At 56.0% G+C, this 16,731-nt stretch carries 19 protein-coding genes; 6 read left to right on the top strand and 13 right to left on the bottom strand.

Going from position 1 to position 16,731, the window contains the following annotated elements; translation table 11 throughout:
• Window position 1: 1 nt before the first annotated feature.
• Window positions 2–577, top strand: a complete 576-nt coding sequence (gene dolP / locus ACOT1A_RS12420; RefSeq protein ID WP_022649505.1) for a division/outer membrane stress-associated lipid-binding lipoprotein — start codon at window positions 2–4, stop codon at window positions 575–577.
• A gap of 50 nt (window positions 578–627) precedes the next feature.
• Here the strand turns inward: dolP and ACOT1A_RS12415 are convergent, their stop codons facing one another.
• Together ACOT1A_RS12415 and ACOT1A_RS12410 are read right to left on the bottom strand one after the other, a co-directional pair.
• Complete coding sequence (locus ACOT1A_RS12415; RefSeq protein ID WP_022649506.1) at window positions 628–1,665, bottom strand: permease; 1,038 nt, start codon at window positions 1,663–1,665, stop codon at window positions 628–630.
• A gap of 40 nt (window positions 1,666–1,705) precedes the next feature.
• Window positions 1,706–2,350 (bottom strand): NAD(P)H-binding protein, encoded by a 645-nt coding sequence (locus ACOT1A_RS12410; protein WP_022649507.1) that lies wholly within the window; start codon window positions 2,348–2,350, stop codon window positions 1,706–1,708.
• 128 nt (window positions 2,351–2,478) lie between these two features.
• Between ACOT1A_RS12410 and ACOT1A_RS12405 the strand changes: the two genes are divergently transcribed.
• Window positions 2,479–2,997 carry a type 1 glutamine amidotransferase domain-containing protein gene (locus tag ACOT1A_RS12405; RefSeq protein WP_015571965.1) on the top strand — a complete coding sequence of 173 codons (519 nt, stop codon included), beginning with the start codon at window positions 2,479–2,481 and terminating at the stop codon, window positions 2,995–2,997.
• Here ACOT1A_RS12405 and ACOT1A_RS12400 read toward each other — a convergent pair.
• Complete coding sequence (locus tag ACOT1A_RS12400) at window positions 2,977–3,411, bottom strand: YhbP family protein (RefSeq protein ID WP_022649508.1); 435 nt, start codon at window positions 3,409–3,411, stop codon at window positions 2,977–2,979. The genes ACOT1A_RS12405 and ACOT1A_RS12400 overlap by 21 nt on opposite strands.
• Window positions 3,412–3,425: 14 nt before the next feature.
• Here ACOT1A_RS12400 and ACOT1A_RS12395 point away from each other — a divergent pair, with 14 nt between their 5' ends.
• Complete coding sequence (locus tag ACOT1A_RS12395; RefSeq protein WP_003861768.1) at window positions 3,426–3,755, top strand: GIY-YIG nuclease family protein; 330 nt, start codon at window positions 3,426–3,428, stop codon at window positions 3,753–3,755.
• Here ACOT1A_RS12395 and ACOT1A_RS12390 read toward each other — a convergent pair.
• On the bottom strand, window positions 3,742–4,245 hold the full coding sequence (locus tag ACOT1A_RS12390) for a GNAT family N-acetyltransferase (protein WP_022649509.1): 504 nt from the start codon (window positions 4,243–4,245) through the stop codon (window positions 3,742–3,744). The genes ACOT1A_RS12395 and ACOT1A_RS12390 overlap by 14 nt on opposite strands.
• Window positions 4,239–4,763, bottom strand: a complete 525-nt coding sequence (ubiT, locus tag ACOT1A_RS12385) for a ubiquinone anaerobic biosynthesis accessory factor UbiT (protein ID WP_023307057.1) — start codon at window positions 4,761–4,763, stop codon at window positions 4,239–4,241. The genes ACOT1A_RS12390 and ubiT overlap by 7 nt, the downstream gene beginning before the upstream one ends.
• 221 nt (window positions 4,764–4,984) lie before the next feature.
• Between ubiT and ubiU the strand changes: the two genes are divergently transcribed.
• The 3 genes from ubiU to ACOT1A_RS12370 all read left to right on the top strand — a co-directional run bounded on the left by ubiU (window position 4,985) and on the right by ACOT1A_RS12370 (window position 7,951).
• Window positions 4,985–5,980, top strand: a complete 996-nt coding sequence (gene ubiU / locus ACOT1A_RS12380) for a ubiquinone anaerobic biosynthesis protein UbiU (protein WP_022649510.1) — start codon at window positions 4,985–4,987, stop codon at window positions 5,978–5,980.
• A gap of 7 nt (window positions 5,981–5,987) precedes the next feature.
• Entirely contained in the window at window positions 5,988–6,866 is an 879-nt protein-coding gene (locus ACOT1A_RS12375) for a U32 family peptidase (RefSeq protein ID WP_276170024.1), read from the top strand.
• 77 nt (window positions 6,867–6,943) lie between these two features.
• Window positions 6,944–7,951, top strand: coding sequence for a luciferase-like monooxygenase (locus ACOT1A_RS12370; protein WP_022649512.1), 1,008 nt, complete (start codon window positions 6,944–6,946; stop codon window positions 7,949–7,951).
• Window positions 7,952–8,035: 84 nt separating this feature from the next.
• Here the strand turns inward: ACOT1A_RS12370 and mtr are convergent, their stop codons facing one another.
• The 8 genes from mtr to rbfA all read right to left on the bottom strand — a co-directional run bounded on the left by mtr (window position 8,036) and on the right by rbfA (window position 16,653).
• Entirely contained in the window at window positions 8,036–9,280 is a 1,245-nt protein-coding gene (gene mtr / locus ACOT1A_RS12365) for a tryptophan permease (protein WP_058646869.1), read from the bottom strand.
• Window positions 9,281–9,422: 142 nt separating this feature from the next.
• A complete protein-coding gene (locus ACOT1A_RS12360) occupies window positions 9,423–11,318 on the bottom strand; it encodes a DEAD/DEAH family ATP-dependent RNA helicase (RefSeq protein ID WP_022649514.1) in 1,896 nt (631 codons plus the stop codon).
• Window positions 11,311–11,391, bottom strand: coding sequence for a protein YrbN (gene yrbN / locus ACOT1A_RS12355; protein WP_097397692.1), 81 nt, complete (start codon window positions 11,389–11,391; stop codon window positions 11,311–11,313). Before yrbN ends, ACOT1A_RS12360 begins: the two co-directional genes overlap by 8 nt.
• 107 nt (window positions 11,392–11,498) lie before the next feature.
• Window positions 11,499–12,383 carry a lipoprotein NlpI gene (gene nlpI, locus ACOT1A_RS12350; RefSeq protein WP_003861782.1) on the bottom strand — a complete coding sequence of 295 codons (885 nt, stop codon included), beginning with the start codon at window positions 12,381–12,383 and terminating at the stop codon, window positions 11,499–11,501.
• Between the two features lie 110 nt (window positions 12,384–12,493).
• The gene (gene pnp / locus ACOT1A_RS12345) at window positions 12,494–14,632 is read right to left on the bottom strand and encodes a polyribonucleotide nucleotidyltransferase (protein ID WP_022649515.1); all 2,139 of its coding nucleotides are present in this window, start codon (window positions 14,630–14,632) and stop codon (window positions 12,494–12,496) included.
• Window positions 14,633–14,874: 242 nt separating this feature from the next.
• Window positions 14,875–15,144: a 30S ribosomal protein S15 gene (rpsO, locus tag ACOT1A_RS12340; protein ID WP_003861789.1), complete on the bottom strand. Its 270-nt coding sequence runs from the start codon at window positions 15,142–15,144 to the stop codon at window positions 14,875–14,877.
• 154 nt (window positions 15,145–15,298) lie between these two features.
• Window positions 15,299–16,249: a tRNA pseudouridine(55) synthase TruB gene (gene truB, locus ACOT1A_RS12335; RefSeq protein ID WP_023298718.1), complete on the bottom strand. Its 951-nt coding sequence runs from the start codon at window positions 16,247–16,249 to the stop codon at window positions 15,299–15,301.
• Window positions 16,249–16,653 carry a 30S ribosome-binding factor RbfA gene (gene rbfA, locus ACOT1A_RS12330; RefSeq protein ID WP_003861793.1) on the bottom strand — a complete coding sequence of 135 codons (405 nt, stop codon included), beginning with the start codon at window positions 16,651–16,653 and terminating at the stop codon, window positions 16,249–16,251. Before rbfA ends, truB begins: the two co-directional genes overlap by 1 nt.
• Window positions 16,654–16,731 lie beyond the last annotated feature (78 nt).

Below are 16,731 nucleotides of genomic sequence, written 5' to 3'. Positions count from 1 at the left end.
CATGAAGGTTTTATCGGCCCTTGCAGTCGTGATGTCTGCATTACTGCTTCAGGGATGCATCGCTGCCGCTGTAGTCGGTACCGCAGCGGTCGGCACCAAAGCAGCGACCGATCCGCGTACCGTTGGGACGCAGGTGGATGACGGTACGCTTGAGCTGCGCGTAAACAGTGCGCTGTCGAAAGACGAACAGATCAAGAAGGAAGCACGCATTAACGTGACGGCTTATCAGGGCAAAGTTCTGCTGGCAGGCCAGGCGCCAACCCCTGAACTCGCCTCGCGCGCCAAACAGATCGCGATGGGCGTAGAAGGTACGGCGGAAGTGTTTAACGAGATCCGCCAGGGCCAGCCGATTGGTCTCGGCACCGCGTCATCTGATACCTGGATCACCACCAAAGTGCGTTCCCAGCTGCTGGGTACCGACCAGGTGAAATCCTCAAACGTGAAAGTAACCACGGAGAACGGCGAAGTGTTCCTGCTGGGCCTGGTGACAGAACGTGAAGGGAAAGCGGCGGCGGATATCGCCAGCCGGGTGAGCGGCGTGAAGCACGTCACCACCGCGTTTACTTATATCAAGTAATTCACACCTGACTGTAAGCCCGGTAAGCGCCAGCGCCACCGGGCTTTCTTTCACACCAGCGCCATACTCCCCACAATCACTCCGCTCAACGCCACCAGCCCCGCCGTCAGCCACAGCGCTTTCGCCGGGAATGACTTACGCAGCATGATCAGCGACGGCAGGCTCACCGCCGGCAGCGTGATGAGCAGCGCCAGCGCCGGTGCGGTACCCATGCCAGCCATCATCATGGTCTGAATAATCGGGATCTCCGCCGCGGTTGGGATCACAAACAGGCAACCGGCCACCGCCATCGCAATCACCCACATCAGCGTGTTGTCGATAGCGCCATCCGCATGCGGGAACAGCCAGACGCGCGCCGCCCCCAGCACCAGTACGGCCAGGATATAGACCGGGATTGTGCTCCAGAAAAGCTGCCACAGCGCTTTGCCCCAGCGAGATAAGAAACTGCCCTGCGGATCGCTGAGGTCCAGCTCAACGGAGGCAGGCCCGGCCTCGTTGTCTTTCACCAGGTGCTGCACCAGCGTAGCGACAAGCACCACCGTCAGCAGGCCAGCCGCCAGACGGATAAACGCGAAATGCCAGCCGAGAACGAAGCCCATAAACACCAGCGTTGCCGGGTTCAGCAGGGGGTTACCCATCCAGAAGGCAAGCGCGCCGCCCATGGACACGCGCTGTCGGCGCATACCCGCCGCCACCGGTGCAGCGCAGCAGGAGCACATCATGCCCGGCAGGGAGAAAATCGTTCCCAGCAGCGTGCCCTGCAGGCGCGGTTGTCCCAGGGTTTTTATCAGCCAGTTACGCGGGATAAGTACCTGAATCAGCGAGCCCAGCAAAACGCCCAATACCGCCGCTTTCCAGACGGCAAGAAAATAGACCATTGCGTAATCCCACGCCGCGCGAAGCGGGCTGGAATCGGCCTGCGCGAGAATCGATTTACCGATGCTGTGGGTGTCGGCGGCGGTGAAGGCTTTACCGTAGTACGGCTGCCATTTCACATACCAGAGGCCAATGATGACCACGAGAAAGAAGAGTGCGGGCTTCCACCACTGAACAGGTGTTGCCGCCTGAGATGAAGACTGACCAGTCATACCATTCCCCGGAAGGTGTTATTTAATAAGCCGGGGAAGTTTACGCCTCGCCCTGCGCGATTTCACGCAGTTTTGCCGAAGGGATAATATTAACCCCCTCTTGCGACGGAGCCAGTGCCTCTTTCAGCATCGCCTGCGCGACATCCCGCGCCTCGATGGACTTCCAGTTACCGGGCAGGATGCGAAACAGCGGAGCGAAAAAAGACTCGTTGAAACGCCGTTCGTCGCGGTGGCCCATCAGCATGGAAGGCCGTACGATGGTCAGGCGCTCCCATTGCTGCGCGATTAACGCCTCTTCCATTTTGCCCTTCACCTGGTTGTAAAAAAACGGCGAGCCTGCGTTCGCGCCGTGCGCGCTGACCACCAGGAAATGCTTAGCACCCAGCTTCTTGGCCGTCAGGGCGGTATCTACCACCAGCGTGTAATCTGCATGGACAAAGGCTTCTTTACTGCCCGCTTCCCGTCGGGTGGTGCCAAGGCAGCAAAAGGCGATATCAATGGGATCCTGCACCTGCGCCAGCGCGTCGGTAAGCTGGGGATCGTGCGGGTTATAGACGCCGGTGATATCCAACAGCGGGCGACGCGTCGGGGCGGCGATATAGTTGATATGCCGATCCTGGATCAGCAGCCGCAGCAAATGTCCACCCACCAGCCCGGTTGCGCCGGTAATCAGTACCTGACTCATCTTGTCCCCTTTACAGAATAGTCCGTTTGCGATCTGGGCCTGCTCTACCACACTTAAAAGTCTGTTACCGGTAAGTATTTACCACAAACGGGAAAAAAACAGTCTGAAGCGAAAACAACGGAGGAAGCATGGGTAAAAAAATCGCAGTCTTGATTACCGACGAGTTTGAAGATTCAGAATTTACGTCGCCAGCAGAGGCATTCCGCAAGGCGGGCCACGAGGTGGTCACCATCGAAAAAGAAGCGGGTAAAACCGTGAAGGGCCACAAGGGTGAAGCCAGCGTGACCATTGACGAATCCATTGATAACGTCAGCCCGTCGGATTTCGACGCCCTGCTGTTACCGGGCGGCCATTCACCGGATTCCCTGCGCGGGGACGAGCGTTTCGTCACCTTTACCCGTGACTTCGTCGGCACCGGTAAACCGGTGTTTGCCATTTGCCACGGTCCGCAGCTGCTCATCAGCGCCGAGGTGGTACGCGGGCGTAAGCTCACCGCGGTGAAACCGATCGTTATCGATCTGAAAAACGCCGGTGCCGAGTTCTACGATCAGGAAGTGGTGAACGATAACGATCAGCTGATCACCAGCCGTACGCCGGACGATCTTCCAGCGTTTAACCGCGAAGCGCTACGCCTGCTCGGTGCGTAACCAGTGCAGCTTCTTGCCAAAGCCCAGGGTGTTGTCGGTAAATTTCAGCTCATCGAGGCGGATTTCCCACACCGGGGCTTTTAGCGCTGCGGCCACTGGGAAGCGGCGCGTATAGCGTTTACGCTGGGCGTCGCTTTCCTCACCTTCCAGGCGACGAATTTCGCCTTTGAACTGGACCCCGCGGATCAGCGCAACGGTTTTAGGCTGACCATTTACCGTGCCCGCCACTTTTGCCTGTTGGCCCGTCATCTGCGCATGCCGCGTTTTGTCTTCGCTCATCACGTAAAAGGCCACGCGCTCGGGATCGTAGTAATAAAAGGCATTTGCGCACCACATCTCCTCGTCTTTACAGACGCACCAGGTCACAACATGCTGCTTTGCCAGCCAGCGGTTAATGGCGGCCAGTGTTTCCATTTTCGCTCTCTCTCATGCTATGGTGCGTTCACCTTAACATACTGAATCTGTTTACCGTGTGCTGGTTTCTCTATCTTGTCCGAACCGCTGATAACGCACTCTACACCGGGATCACTACCGATGTGGCACGGCGTTTTTTACAACATCAAACGGGAAAAGGGGCGAAAGCACTGCGGGGGAAAGGTGAACTTCAGCTGGCGTTTTCAGCCGCCGTGGGCGACAGATCCCTGGCGCTCAGGCTGGAATACCGCATCAAGCAGCTGACGAAGCGCCAGAAAGAGCGTCTCGTCAACGGGGACGGCTCTTTCGAGGCGCTACGCGAAAGCCTGCTTAAAAACGATTGAAATGATCGTGGTACTCCACCAGACCGGTAACGCCGTCGAGCGAATCGTCCGCCAGAGGATGTACCAGGAAAGATGTTTCCGTGCCTGGCCAGTGGCAGCGCAGATCGTATCTGGACGCTGGCTCAAAGCCTAAACGCTCGTAGAACGCCGGATCGCCCAGAACGACGACAGCGGCATAGCCGAATTCATTCAGGGAATCCAGCCCTTCATAGACCAGCTGGCGTGCCAGGCCCTGTCCACGGTAGTTTTCATCCACAGCCAGCGGCGCCATGCCGACCCACTGTAACTCTTCGCCCTGCACAATCACCGGACTGAACGCCACGTAGCCGACCACCTGCCCCTCATCGTCGGTGGCAACCAGACCCAGCGTAATCAGGCCATCTTCGCGAAGATCGTGAACCAGTTGAGCTTCGGCGTCGCCTGCAAAAGAGCGGCGTAACAACGCATCGATACCCGGCGCATCAATCCCAATTTCGACTCGAATCAGCATGGTTCACCTACTGAAGTGTGTTTACTGTCCGGCGGGGTTTTTAGCCCGGCCTCAACGAAATCTGCCATTTGCATCAACATCATACGCAGTGCGTTCGGCATCTGCTCCAGCTCAATGGCATCCATTAAATTTTTGACGTACAGACCGAGCTCCGTGTCGCCTTCAATCACCAGACGACGCTGGAAGAAGAGGGTGTCCGGATCCTGTTTGCGCGCGGCGATCATCAGCAGATCGCTGGCATCCGCGCTAAAGCTGACATCCGCCTCGGCGGTTTCACGGACGATAAGCCGATCGTTCTCTACGGAAGTAAACCAGCGCAACCCGATATCGCGTACTTCAATCTTTAACCAGCGGCCTTCCAGAAACTCAAGCTCACCGTCCTGTAGCGCCTGGCGGAACTGCCAGCTCAGTACCTGTTCCAGCACCTGGCGTTTAAGCGCGAACGGCGCCAGTTTTACCGGCACGCTCAGCATTGATGGGCCAAATTGTACGAGACGTGAACGCAGTTTATCCAGCACGAGCTTTACTCCCTGATAGCTATAGTCCTGCTATTTTGCCATATCCCGACAAGAAGATAGCGGCGTAAATCAACAAACCGTTGTCCGGTATACCTCATTATTGGTGCCATCAATACGCCATTAGCTGCCTTAAATCAAAAATTGTCGCGTATGGGTTAATTAAAATCCCAGCTCGTTAACATTTTTTACGATCCCTGCGATCGACAACATCGGGATAAATTATGGAGCTGCTCTGCCCTGCCGGAAACCTTCCGGCGCTTAAGGCGGCCATCGAAAATGGGGCCGATGCGGTCTATATCGGGCTGAAAGATGATACCAATGCCCGCCATTTTGCGGGTCTTAACTTTACGGAGAAAAAGCTTCAGGAAGCCGTTAACTTCGTTCACCAGCACCGGCGCAAACTGCACATCGCCATCAATACCTTTGCCCATCCTGATGGCTACGCCCGCTGGCAGCGCGCCGTGGATATGGCGGCCCAGCTGGGCGCCGATGCGTTGATCCTGGCCGACCTCGCTATGCTTGAGTATGCGGCAGAACGTTATCCGCATATTGAGCGCCACGTCTCTGTTCAGGCATCGGCCACCAATGAAGAGGCCGTGCGTTTTTATCATCGACACTTTGACGTGGCTCGCGTGGTGCTGCCGCGCGTGCTCTCTATTCATCAGGTTAAGCAACTGGCGCGCGTCACGCCAGTGCCGCTGGAGGTTTTTGCCTTCGGCAGCCTGTGCATCATGGCCGAAGGCCGCTGCTATCTTTCTTCCTATCTTACCGGGGAATCGCCAAACACCGTCGGTGCCTGCTCGCCTGCCCGCTTCGTTCGCTGGCAGCAAACGCCGCAGGGACTGGAGTCGCGCCTGAATAACGTGTTAATCGACCGCTATCAGGACGGTGAAAACGCGGGCTACCCGACGCTGTGCAAAGGCCGCTATCTGGTGGACGGCGAGCGCTACCACGCGCTGGAGGAGCCCACCAGCCTCAACACGCTGGAGCTGCTGCCGGAACTGCTGGCCGCCAACATTGCCTCGGTGAAAATCGAAGGCCGCCAGCGTAGCCCGGCCTACGTGAGCCAGGTGGCGAAGGTGTGGCGTCAGGCCATCGACCGCTGCATGGCGGACCCGCAAAACTACGCCCCGCAGGCGGCCTGGATGGAGACGCTCGGCGCGATGTCCGAAGGCACGCAAACCACGCTCGGCGCGTATCACCGTAAATGGCAGTGAGATAATCATGAAATATTCATTAGGGCCGGTGCTTTACTACTGGCCAAAAGAGATGCTGGAAGATTTTTACCAGCAGGCGGCTAACAGCAGCGCCGATGTGATTTACCTCGGCGAAGCGGTGTGCAGCAAGCGCCGTGCCACCAAAGTGGGCGACTGGCTGGATATGGCGAAAAGCCTGGCCGGCAGCGGCAAGCAGGTGGTGCTCTCGACGCTGGCGCTGGTGCAGGCGTCCTCTGAACTGGGCGAGCTGAAGCGCTACGTCGAAAACGGTGAGTTCCTGCTGGAGGCGAGCGACCTGGGCGTGGTGAACATGTGCGCCGAGCGTAAGCTGCCGTTTGTCGCCGGACATGCGCTGAACTGCTATAACGCGGTGACCCTGCGCATGCTGCTCAAACAGGGGATGACACGCTGGTGCATGCCGGTTGAGCTCTCCCGCGACTGGCTGGTCAACCTGCTAAATCAGTGTGACGAGCTGGGCATTCGCAATCAGTTTGAAGTCGAAGTGCTGAGCTACGGCCATCTGCCGCTGGCCTACTCTGCCCGCTGCTTCACCGCGCGTTCCGAAGATCGCCCGAAAGACGAGTGTGAAACCTGCTGCATTAAGTACCCGAACGGACGCAGCATGCTGTCGCAGGAGAATCAGCAGGTGTTTGTCCTCAACGGCATTCAGACTATGAGCGGTTACGTCTATAACCTCGGCAACGAGCTGGCGTCAATGCATGGGCTGGTGGATATGGTGCGTCTTTCGCCGCTCGATACCGGCGTGTTCGCCATGCTGGACGCCTTCCGTGCCAACGAAAACGGCGCCTCGCCGCTGCCGCTGACGGCAAACAGCGACTGCAACGGTTACTGGAAACGTCTCGCCGGGCTGGAATTGCAGGGGTAAAAAAGCTCACTTTGTTAACAACGGTTATCATTTTTTAATGCAGTATTAAAGATTGACCGTCGACAAAGTGAGCTGTTATGACTGACAAAACCATTCCGTTTTCGGTGCTGGATCTGGCACCGATTCCACAAGGCTCCTCGGCAAGAGAAGCCTTTTCGCACTCTCTGGATCTGGCTCAGCTTGCCGAAAAACGTGGCTATCACCGCTACTGGCTGGCGGAGCACCATAACATGGTGGGCATCGCCAGCGCCGCCACCTCAGTACTGATTGGCTATCTGGCGGCGAATACCACTACTTTGCACCTTGGCTCCGGTGGCGTGATGCTGCCGAACCATGCCCCGCTGGTGATTGCCGAGCAGTTTGGCACCCTGAATACACTCTACCCCGGTCGCATTGATTTGGGTCTTGGCCGCGCGCCGGGCAGCGACCAGCCGACCATGCGCGCCCTGCGTCGCCATATGAGCGGCGATATCGACAACTTCCCGCGTGATGTAGCGGAGCTGGTAGACTGGTTCGATGCGAGCGATCCTAACCCGCACGTGCGCCCGGTGCCGGGCTACGGCGAGAAAATCCCGGTGTGGCTGTTAGGCTCAAGTCTGTACAGCGCACAGCTTGCCGCACAGCTGGGGCTGCCGTTCGCGTTCGCTTCCCACTTCGCACCGGATATGCTGCATCAGGCTCTGCATCTCTACCGCACAAACTTCAAGCCTTCCGAGCGTCTTGAGAAGCCGTATGCGATGGTGTGCATCAATATCATTGCCGCCGACAGCAACCGCGACGCGGAATTCCTGTTTACCTCCATGCAGCAGGCGTTTGTGAAGCTGCGTCGCGGCGAGACGGGCCAGTTGCCACCACCGGTAGAAAATATGCATCAGCTGTGGTCGGCCTCCGAGCAGTATGGCGTGCAGCAGGCCCTGAGCATGTCGCTGGTGGGTGATAAGGCGAAGGTGCGTCACGGTCTGGAGGCAGTGCTACGAGAAACGCAGGCGGATGAAATTATGGTCAACGGCCAGATTTTCGATCATCAGGCGCGTTTGCATTCATTTGATCTGGCGATGCAGGTGAAAGAGGAGTTGGTGGGGTAGTTTTTTGCCGGATGGCGGCTTCGCCTTATCCGGCCTACGCGATCCCTGTAGGCCCGGTAAGCGTAGCGCCACCGGGCTTTCTGTTTACTGATACACAGGCAACAGATTAAAACTCGACAGCATGTGCACCACCGCGTTGCCGAGACCAAATACCAGGATCAGCGCAATCATCGGTTTTCCGCCCCAGACGCGGAATTTCGGGCTGCCGAAGCGCTTACGCGATTTACGCGCCAGCAGCGCCGGTACAATCGCCGCCCAGATGGTAGCCGCCAGTCCTGCATAGCCGATGGCGTACAGGAAACCGTTCGGCCACAGCAGGCCGCCCACAATCGGCGGCAGGAAGGTCAACAGCGCCGTTTTGAAGCGCCCCATCGCAGAGTCATCAAAACCAAACAGATCTGCCAGGTAGTCAAACAGGCCCAGCGTCACGCCGAGAAATGAGCTCGCCACCGCAAAGTTAGAGAAGACCACCAGAAGCAGATCCAGACTGCGACTGTTCAGCACGCCACTCAGCGCCTGTACCAGCACATCAATGTTACCGCCCTTCTGCGCAATGCCGATAAATTCTGGACGCGGGATGTTACCCATCGTCCCCAGCAGCCAGATCACATACAGCCCCAGCGCCAGCAGCGTGCCGTAAATCAGGCATTTCACGATGGTGCGCGGATCCTTGCCGTAGTACTTCATCAGGCTCGGTACGTTGCCGTGGTAGCCGAACGACGCCAGACAGAATGGCAACGTCATAAGCAGGTATGGCGTGTAGGAGGTGTTCACTTCCGCAACGTTAAACAGCGTGGCCGGCGTGACGTGCCCCAGCAGGCTGCCGAAGGTCAGGAAGAAGGTGATGACCTTGGCGCCCAGCACGATCGCCGTCATGCGGCTGACCGCTTTGGTACTCATCCAGACGATAAACGCCACGCCCAGCGCGAAGCAGAGACCCGCCAGACGCGCCGGAACGTTCAGCGACATCTCGGAGAAGGTGTGATGCAGAATCGATCCGCTCGCTGAAATGTACGCGTAGGTCAGGATATAGAGTACAAACGCGATGGACACCCCGTTCACCAGGTTCCAGCCTTTGCCCAGCAGATCTCGGGTGATGGTGTCGAAGCTGGAGCCAATGCGGTAGTTCAGGTTTGCTTCAAGGATCATCAGCCCGGAATGGAGCATGCAGAACCAGGTGAAAACCAGCGCCGCCAGCGACCAGAAGAACCACGCACCGGACATAACCACTGGCAGGGAGAACATCCCGGCACCAATAATGGTTCCGCCGATGATCACCACGCCGCCAAGCAGCGAAGGTGACGTTTGGGTGGTGGTTAGTGTTGCCATGCGGCCTTATCTCCAGTCAAAAATGTGGTGTGCATTTTAATGTGATGCACTGTACCAGTACAAGAGTACAAAAGGAATAAAAAAAGCCCCGATAACAACTATCGGGGCTGTATATTTTACTTTACGTCAAAAGCGAAAAGGCTTACGCGTCACCGAAACGACGACGGCTGGTGCCTTCTTCGCGGCGTGGGCCACGATTTTCACGGCGCTCGCCGGAGAAACGACGAGGTTCGCCAGTGCGACCTTCGCTACGACCGCCTTCACGACGCTCGCCACCGAAGCTGCGACCACCGCCACGGCGTTCGCCACCGCGGTCAGAGCGAGGCTGTGCATCACCCATCAGTTGCATGTTCATTGGCTTGTTTAGAATGCGGGTTCGAGTAAAGTGCTGCAGTACTTCGCCCGGCATGCCTTTTGGCAGCTCGATCGTTGAGTGTGAACCGAACAGCTTGATGTTACCGATGTAACGGCTGCTGATGTCGCCTTCATTAGCGATCGCGCCAACGATGTGACGAACTTCAACACCATCATCACGGCCCACTTCAATGCGATACAGTTCCATTTCGCCAGCGTCACGACGCTCGCGACGTGGACGGTCTTCACCACCACGCTCTGGACGGTCACCGCGTGGACCACGGTCGTTACGGTCGCCACGACGTTCGAAACGATCGTCACGGTCACGGAACTCACGCTTAGGACGCATCGGTGCATCAGGTGGCACGATCAGGCTACGTTCGCCCTGCGCCATTTTCAGCAGTGCTGCGGCCAGAGTTTCCATATCCAGCTCTTCGCCTTCAGCGACAGGCTGGATCTGGGACAGCAGCGCACGGTACTGATCCAGATCGCTGCTTTCCAGCTGCTGCTGTACTTTCGCGGCGAATTTTTCCAGACGGCGTTTGCCCAGCAGTTCTGCGTTTGGCAGCTCAGCTTCTGGAATGGTCAGCTTCATGGTGCGTTCAATGTTACGCAGCAGACGACGCTCGCGGTTCTCAACGAACAGCAGCGCACGGCCCGCACGACCCGCACGACCGGTACGGCCGATACGGTGAACGTAAGACTCGGAGTCCATTGGGATATCGTAGTTTACAACCAGGCTGATACGCTCAACGTCCAGACCACGTGCTGCCACGTCGGTTGCAATGAGGATATCCAGACGACCATCTTTCAGACGCTCCAGAGTCTGCTCACGCAGCGCCTGGTTCATGTCGCCGTTCAGCGCTGCGCTATTGTAGCCGCTACGCTCCAGCGCTTCAGCCACTTCCAGGGTCGCATTTTTGGTACGTACGAAGATAATCGCCGCATCAAAATCTTCCGCTTCCAGGAAACGGACCAGCGCTTCGTTTTTGCGCATGCCGTATACAGACCAGTAGCTCTGGCTGATGTCCGGGCGAGTGGTCACGCTGGACTGAATACGCACTTCCTGCGGCTCTTTCATGAAGCGGCGGGTAATGCGACGGATCGCTTCTGGCATGGTTGCAGAGAACAGAGCGGTCTGATGACCTTCCGGGATCTGCGCCATGATGGTTTCAACGTCTTCGATGAAGCCCATACGCAGCATTTCATCTGCTTCATCCAGTACCAGGCCGCTCAGCTTAGAGAGGTCCAGGGTACCGCGCTTCAGGTGATCCAGCAGACGGCCCGGCGTACCGACAACAATCTGTGGGCCCTGGCGCAGGGCGCGTAACTGCACGTCATAACGCTGGCCGCCGTACAGGGCTACCACGTTTACGCCGCGCATATGTTTAGAGAATTCCGTCATTGCTTCAGCAACCTGAACAGCCAGTTCACGGGTTGGAGCCAGGACGAGGATCTGCGGCGCACGCAGGTCCGGATCAATGTTGTTCAGCAGCGGCAGCGAGAATGCTGCGGTTTTACCGCTACCGGTCTGGGCCATGCCCAGCACGTCACGACCAGAAAGCAGGTGTGGGATACACTCAGCCTGGATCGGAGATGGTTTTTCGTAACCCAGATCGTTAAGGGCTTCAAGGATAGGAGCCTTCAGGCCCAGATCTGCAAAAGTGGTTTCGAATTCAGCCATGTAGTACAAGTGCCTCGATATTAATGGCGGCCAGTCTACTTAGCTCATCGTGAAAATGATTAGCAATTTTCATTGAAAAGTGTGAACCGGCTCAAATTAGGTGTATTGACGAACAACAACGCCCTCACCAGTGAAGGTGATGGCAATCAAAAGATTACGGGCTGATGTTTATGTCGTCAGCTATTGCTGGTCCGATTCTGCCAGGTCGTCTTGCTCCTGGCCCAAGAGCGATAATTCCAACAATGCATAACGGTGCTCAACGAAGTTATGTACGTTGTTAGCAACCGCTAATTTGAACAGTGCCGTAGCGCTGTCCATATCCCCCAGACTTAGGTAGTACTTACCTAAATAGAAGTTGGTTTCACTGAGATGCTCAGCGAGCGAGGTGTTATCCGTTGCGTCCGCCTTGAGGCGTTCCATCAGCGTTGCTTCGCTAATGTTGCCCAGGTAGAACTCGACAATGTTCCATCCCCACTGTTCCTTGTCCGATTTCTCGAAGCGCTGTTTCAGTGCTTCTTTGGCCTGCTTCTCATCGAGCTTCTGCTCAACGATGTAAAGCCACAGGCTGCGGAAAGGATCATTAGGATCGTCTTGATAAAACGCCAGCAGATCATCTTGCGCTAACTTATCACGACCGCCGTAATACAATGCGATACCGCGATTCAAGTGCGCGTAGTTGTAAGTTGGATCAAGCTCAAGTACAGAATCAAACGCTTCATAGGCAGCATCAAAATTGCCTGCCTGCGTTAAATAAATGCCTAAGTAATTGAATACTTCAGGCATATCAGGTCGAATTGCCAGCGCTTGTGAAAAATCATTTCGCGCTAATGCCCTCAGACCGAGACTATCATACAACACTCCGCGCTCATATAAAAGCTGTGCGCGTTCGTCATCGGTTAAAGCCCGACTGGCAAGTATTTGTTCCATGCGTGCCAGAATCACTTCCTGCTGCAAAGTCGGTTGCAATGGCACTGCGAGGACTTCGCTCTTACGCCAGGCAGAGTTGCTGCATCCTGCCAGCGTTAAAGCTGTCGCAACGAAACACCAGCGCAAAAAAGGCTTCATTTCCCACTCCCGAAGACAACTATTGGATGAACGTCCTGTCCCCCGGCGGCTTAACAAGGCGTCCTGCCTGATAATAAGCCCTCCGCCTACGCGGAGGGCAAATGGCAACCTTACTCGCCTTGCTGTTCAGCAGCCGGGGCTTCCGGCGCCGCAGCAGGCTGAGACTGCTCGGTTGCTTCTTTAATGCTCAGACGGATACGGCCCTGGCGGTCAACTTCCAGAACTTTCACCGGTACTTCCTGACCCATTTGCAGGTAATCGGTCACTTTCTCAACGCGCTTGTCAGCGATCTGAGAGATATGTACCAGACCTTCTTTACCGCCACCGATGGCAACGAATGCGCCAAAGTCAACGATACGGGTCACTTTACCATTGTAGATACGGCCCACTTCGATTTCTGCTGTAATCTCTTCGATACGGCGGATAGCATATTTCGCTTTCTCACCGTCGGTTGCTGCGATTTTCACAGTACCGTCATCTTCGATTTCGATGGTGGTGCCCGTTTCTTCGGTCAGTGCACGGATAACAGAACCGCCCTTACCGATAACATCTTTGATCTTGTCTGGATTGATCTTGATGGTGTGAATACGCGGAGCGAATTCAGAGATATCACCGCGTGGTGCGTTGATAGCCTGTTCCATCACGCCCAGAATGTGCAGACGCGCACCTTTAGCCTGGTTCAGAGCAACCTGCATGATCTCTTTGGTGATACCTTCAATTTTGATATCCATCTGCAGGGCAGAGATACCGTCGCGGGAACCCGCCACTTTGAAGTCCATATCACCCAGGTGATCTTCGTCACCCAGAATGTCAGACAGAACAACGAAGTTGTCGCCTTCTTTCACCAGACCCATTGCGATACCCGCAACGGCGGCTTTGATCGGCACGCCTGCATCCATCAGCGCCAGAGAGGCACCACACACGGAAGCCATGGAAGAAGAACCGTTGGATTCAGTGATTTCAGACACGACACGTACAGTGTACGGGAATTTGTCTGCTTCTGGCATTACTGCCAGCACGCCGCGCTTCGCCAGACGACCGTGACCAATTTCACGACGCTTCGGTGAGCCAACCATACCGGTCTCGCCCACAGAGTACGGAGGGAAGTTGTAGTGGAACAGGAAGCTGTCAGTGCGCTCGCCCATCAGTTCATCGATGTTCTGTGCGTCACGTGCAGTACCCAGGGTAGCGGTAACCAGCGCCTGGGTTTCACCACGGGTGAACAGCGCGGAACCGTGAGTACGTGGCAGCACGCCAGTACGCACATCCAGACCACGGATCATGTCCTTTTCACGGCCATCAATACGCGGCTCGCCTGCCAGTACGCGACTACGAACAACGTTTTTCTCGATAGCGTGCAGGATTTCGCTCAGCTCGTTAGCGTCCAGCGTTTCGTCTTCCGCGATCAGGGTTGCGATGGTTTCATCTTTGATCACGTCAACCTGAGCATAACGCTCCTGTTTGTCTGTAATGCGATATGCATCGCTCAGACGAGATTCTGCCAGTGCAGCTACGCGTGCGTTCAGCGCGTCGTTTACCGCTTCTGGCTGCCAGTCCCAACGTGGTTTACCGGCTTCTTTCACCAGGTCGTTGATGTTCTGGATAACAATCTGCTGCTGGTCGTGGCCGAAGACCACTGCGCCCAGCATCTGGTCTTCACTCAGCAGTTCTGCTTCAGATTCAACCATCAGAACCGCTGCTTCAGTACCGGCAACAACCAGATCCAGCTTACTCTCTTTCAGCTCTTCCTGAGTTGGGTTCAGCACGTACTGGTCGTTGATGTAACCGACGCGCGCGGCACCGATTGGGCCATTGAATGGGATACCAGACAGTGACAGGGCAGCAGACGCACCGATCATCGCTACGATGTCCGGGTTAACCTGTGGGTTAACGGAAACAACGGTTGCGATAACCTGCACTTCATTGACGAAACCTTCCGGGAACAGCGGACGAACCGGGCGGTCAATCAGACGCGCGATCAGGGTTTCGCCTTCGCTTGGACGGCCTTCACGACGGAAGAAGCCACCCGGGATTTTACCGGCAGCGTAGGTACGCTCCTGGTAGTTCACGGTCAGTGGGAAGAAGTCCTGACCTGGTTTAGCTTTTTTCTGGCCAACTACGGTAACGAATACAGCAGTGTCATCCATGCTTACCATTACGGCAGCAGTAGCCTGACGAGCCATCATGCCGGTTTCCAGCGTGACGGTATGCTGACCATACTGGAATTTACGAACGATCGGATTCAGCAAAATTCTGTCCTTTCTTAAATGTTTGAAAGCACACCTCAGGTGTGCTGACGATTTAACCCGACCTTCTTCGCATCCTCGCGACTAATGACAACCGACACCCCCATGGGTGAAGCCTCTCATTAGCCGCGCGAACCTCTGCAATGAAGATCATTTATAGCAACAATACAATAGTTTCCCCTGAATTGCTGCCGTCTGGTTGAAAAAAGGGGCCATCAGGCCCCCTTTTCTGAAACTCGCAAGAATTAGCGACGCAGACCCAGACGCTCGATCAGCGCGGTGTAGCGTGCAACATCTTTACGCTTCAGGTAGTCGAGCAGTTTACGACGCTGAGAAACCATACGCAGCAGACCACGACGGCTGTGGTGATCTTTTTTGTGCTCTGCAAAGTGACCCTGCAGGTGGTTAATCTGTGCAGTCAGCAGTGCAACCTGAACTTCGGTAGAACCGCTGTCGTTAGTACCACGACCAAACTCAGAAACGATTTTAGCTTTAGCTTCAACGCTTAGAGACATTTTCAAACTCCAAAGTATAAAGAATGTAAGGATGCCGATCTCTAATTCAGCTATCCCATGTACGCCCCGCAGATTGTTAAACAATTTACCAGGCGTTAAGCGGCGATATTCTACTCGTCTCCCCTGCTTATCGCAAGGTGAGGCGTTATCACCGTCACGCTTCGACCGGGTATTCGACGACCAGACGACGCGGGGCAACGCGCCCTTCACCGTCCATTTCGCCCATCCCGATAAACTTGCCTTCCTCCCCTTCCGTCACACGGACCAGGCCCTCAAGCGGCGCCCCCGTTGTGCGGACCGGGTTTCCGTTCTTAAAGTAAACGGACGATGTTAAAGGAAGATTAACAACCGGGAAATCTGCTGCCGGACTGTCCATTGGCATCAGCAGCGGATCCAGCAGATCTGCCGGCGCAATTCCCTGCGCTTGCGCCTGTTCAGCCAGGGCGTGCAGATGCTCAAGCGTTACCATACGTTCGACCGGATACTTGCTGACCGCCAGACGACGCAGATAAATCACATGCGCGCCGCAGCCCAGCTTTTCACCGAGGTCGTCAATGATGGTACGGATGTAGGTCCCTTTCGAACAGTGTACTTCCAGCTCCAGCTCATCACCTTCGTGGCGAATGAACAGCAGCTCATACACGGTAATCGGACGGGCTTCACGCGGAACGTCAATGCCCTGACGCGCATATTCGTAAAGCTTCTTGCCCTGATATTTCAACGCCGAATACATCGACGGCACCTGCATTGTGTCGCCCCGGAAGCTCTCCAGCGCCGCATCAAGTTGCTCTGCGCTGAAGGTTACCGGGCGCTCTTCAACGACCTGACCATCCGCATCGGAAGTGTCCGTGCGCTGGCCCAGTTTGGCAATCACGCGGTAGCGCTTATCGGAATCCAGCAGATACTGGGAAAACTTTGTCGCTTCACCCAGGCAGATCGGGAGCATCCCGGTTGCCAGCGGATCCAGCGCGCCGGTGTGCCCCGCGCGATTGGCGTTATAAATACGCTTTACTTTTTGCAGCACGTCGTTGCTGGATGCGCCCTGTGGTTTATCCAGCAACAGCACGCCATGCACGTCACGACCGCGACGACGAGGACGACTCATCAGTCCTCCTTGCTGTCGTCCGCCGGGTTAACACGACGCTCATCGTCATGTTTCACCACGCTGGTCACCAGGTTGGACATACGCATACCCTCAACCAGCGAGTTGTCGTAGAAGAAGGTCAGCTCCGGCACAATACGCAGACGCATCGCTTTGCCAAGCAGAGAGCGGATGAAACCAGAGGCTTCCTGCAGCGCTTTAATGCCGTTCTTCACGGCGTCTTCATCCTGGTCATTCAGGAATGTCACAAACACTTTGGCGTACGCCAGGTCGCGGGACATTTCCACGCCAGACACGGTGGTCATCATCCCCACGCGTGGATCTTTGATTTCACGTTGCAGAATGAGAGCGATCTCTTTCTGCATCTCCTGCGCGACGCGCTGTGGGCGACCAAATTCTTTCGCCATAATAAATTCTCCAGACAAAAAAGGGGCTTAAGCCCCTTTTTAAAATTACTGCCGGGTGGCGCTTCGCTTACCCGGCCT

The organism is Enterobacter cloacae complex sp. SYL003, from assembly GCF_049236925.1.
Classification (GTDB): Bacteria; Pseudomonadota; Gammaproteobacteria; order Enterobacterales; family Enterobacteriaceae; genus Enterobacter; species Enterobacter intestinihominis.
The sequence above is the reverse complement of the archived record's forward strand: the minus strand, read 5'-3'. Positions and strand labels throughout refer to the sequence as shown.

What these genes read in the sequence shown, in the direction of transcription:
- ACOT1A_RS12360 (WP_022649514.1), bottom strand. Translation starts at nt 11,318, where the DNA reads ATGGCTGAATTCGAAACCACTTTTGCAGATCTGGGCCTGAAGGCTCCT.
- ACOT1A_RS12395 (WP_003861768.1), top strand. Translation starts at nt 3,426, where the DNA reads ATGCTATGGTGCGTTCACCTTAACATACTGAATCTGTTTACCGTGTGC.
- rpsO (WP_003861789.1), bottom strand. Translation starts at nt 15,144, where the DNA reads ATGTCTCTAAGCGTTGAAGCTAAAGCTAAAATCGTTTCTGAGTTTGGT.
- ACOT1A_RS12405 (WP_015571965.1), top strand. Translation starts at nt 2,479, where the DNA reads ATGGGTAAAAAAATCGCAGTCTTGATTACCGACGAGTTTGAAGATTCA.
- ACOT1A_RS12410 (WP_022649507.1), bottom strand. Translation starts at nt 2,350, where the DNA reads ATGAGTCAGGTACTGATTACCGGCGCAACCGGGCTGGTGGGTGGACAT.
- mtr (WP_058646869.1), bottom strand. Translation starts at nt 9,280, where the DNA reads ATGGCAACACTAACCACCACCCAAACGTCACCTTCGCTGCTTGGCGGC.
- ACOT1A_RS12375 (WP_276170024.1), top strand. Translation starts at nt 5,988, where the DNA reads ATGAAATATTCATTAGGGCCGGTGCTTTACTACTGGCCAAAAGAGATG.
- yrbN (WP_097397692.1), bottom strand. Translation starts at nt 11,391, where the DNA reads ATGAAAATTGCTAATCATTTTCACGATGAGCTAAGTAGACTGGCCGCC.
- dolP (WP_022649505.1), top strand. Translation starts at nt 2, where the DNA reads ATGAAGGTTTTATCGGCCCTTGCAGTCGTGATGTCTGCATTACTGCTT.
- ACOT1A_RS12390 (WP_022649509.1), bottom strand. Translation starts at nt 4,245, where the DNA reads ATGCTGATTCGAGTCGAAATTGGGATTGATGCGCCGGGTATCGATGCG.
- ubiU (WP_022649510.1), top strand. Translation starts at nt 4,985, where the DNA reads ATGGAGCTGCTCTGCCCTGCCGGAAACCTTCCGGCGCTTAAGGCGGCC.
- truB (WP_023298718.1), bottom strand. Translation starts at nt 16,249, where the DNA reads ATGAGTCGTCCTCGTCGTCGCGGTCGTGACGTGCATGGCGTGCTGTTG.
- ACOT1A_RS12415 (WP_022649506.1), bottom strand. Translation starts at nt 1,665, where the DNA reads ATGACTGGTCAGTCTTCATCTCAGGCGGCAACACCTGTTCAGTGGTGG.
- nlpI (WP_003861782.1), bottom strand. Translation starts at nt 12,383, where the DNA reads ATGAAGCCTTTTTTGCGCTGGTGTTTCGTTGCGACAGCTTTAACGCTG.
- rbfA (WP_003861793.1), bottom strand. Translation starts at nt 16,653, where the DNA reads ATGGCGAAAGAATTTGGTCGCCCACAGCGCGTCGCGCAGGAGATGCAG.
- ACOT1A_RS12400 (WP_022649508.1), bottom strand. Translation starts at nt 3,411, where the DNA reads ATGGAAACACTGGCCGCCATTAACCGCTGGCTGGCAAAGCAGCATGTT.
- ACOT1A_RS12370 (WP_022649512.1), top strand. Translation starts at nt 6,944, where the DNA reads ATGACTGACAAAACCATTCCGTTTTCGGTGCTGGATCTGGCACCGATT.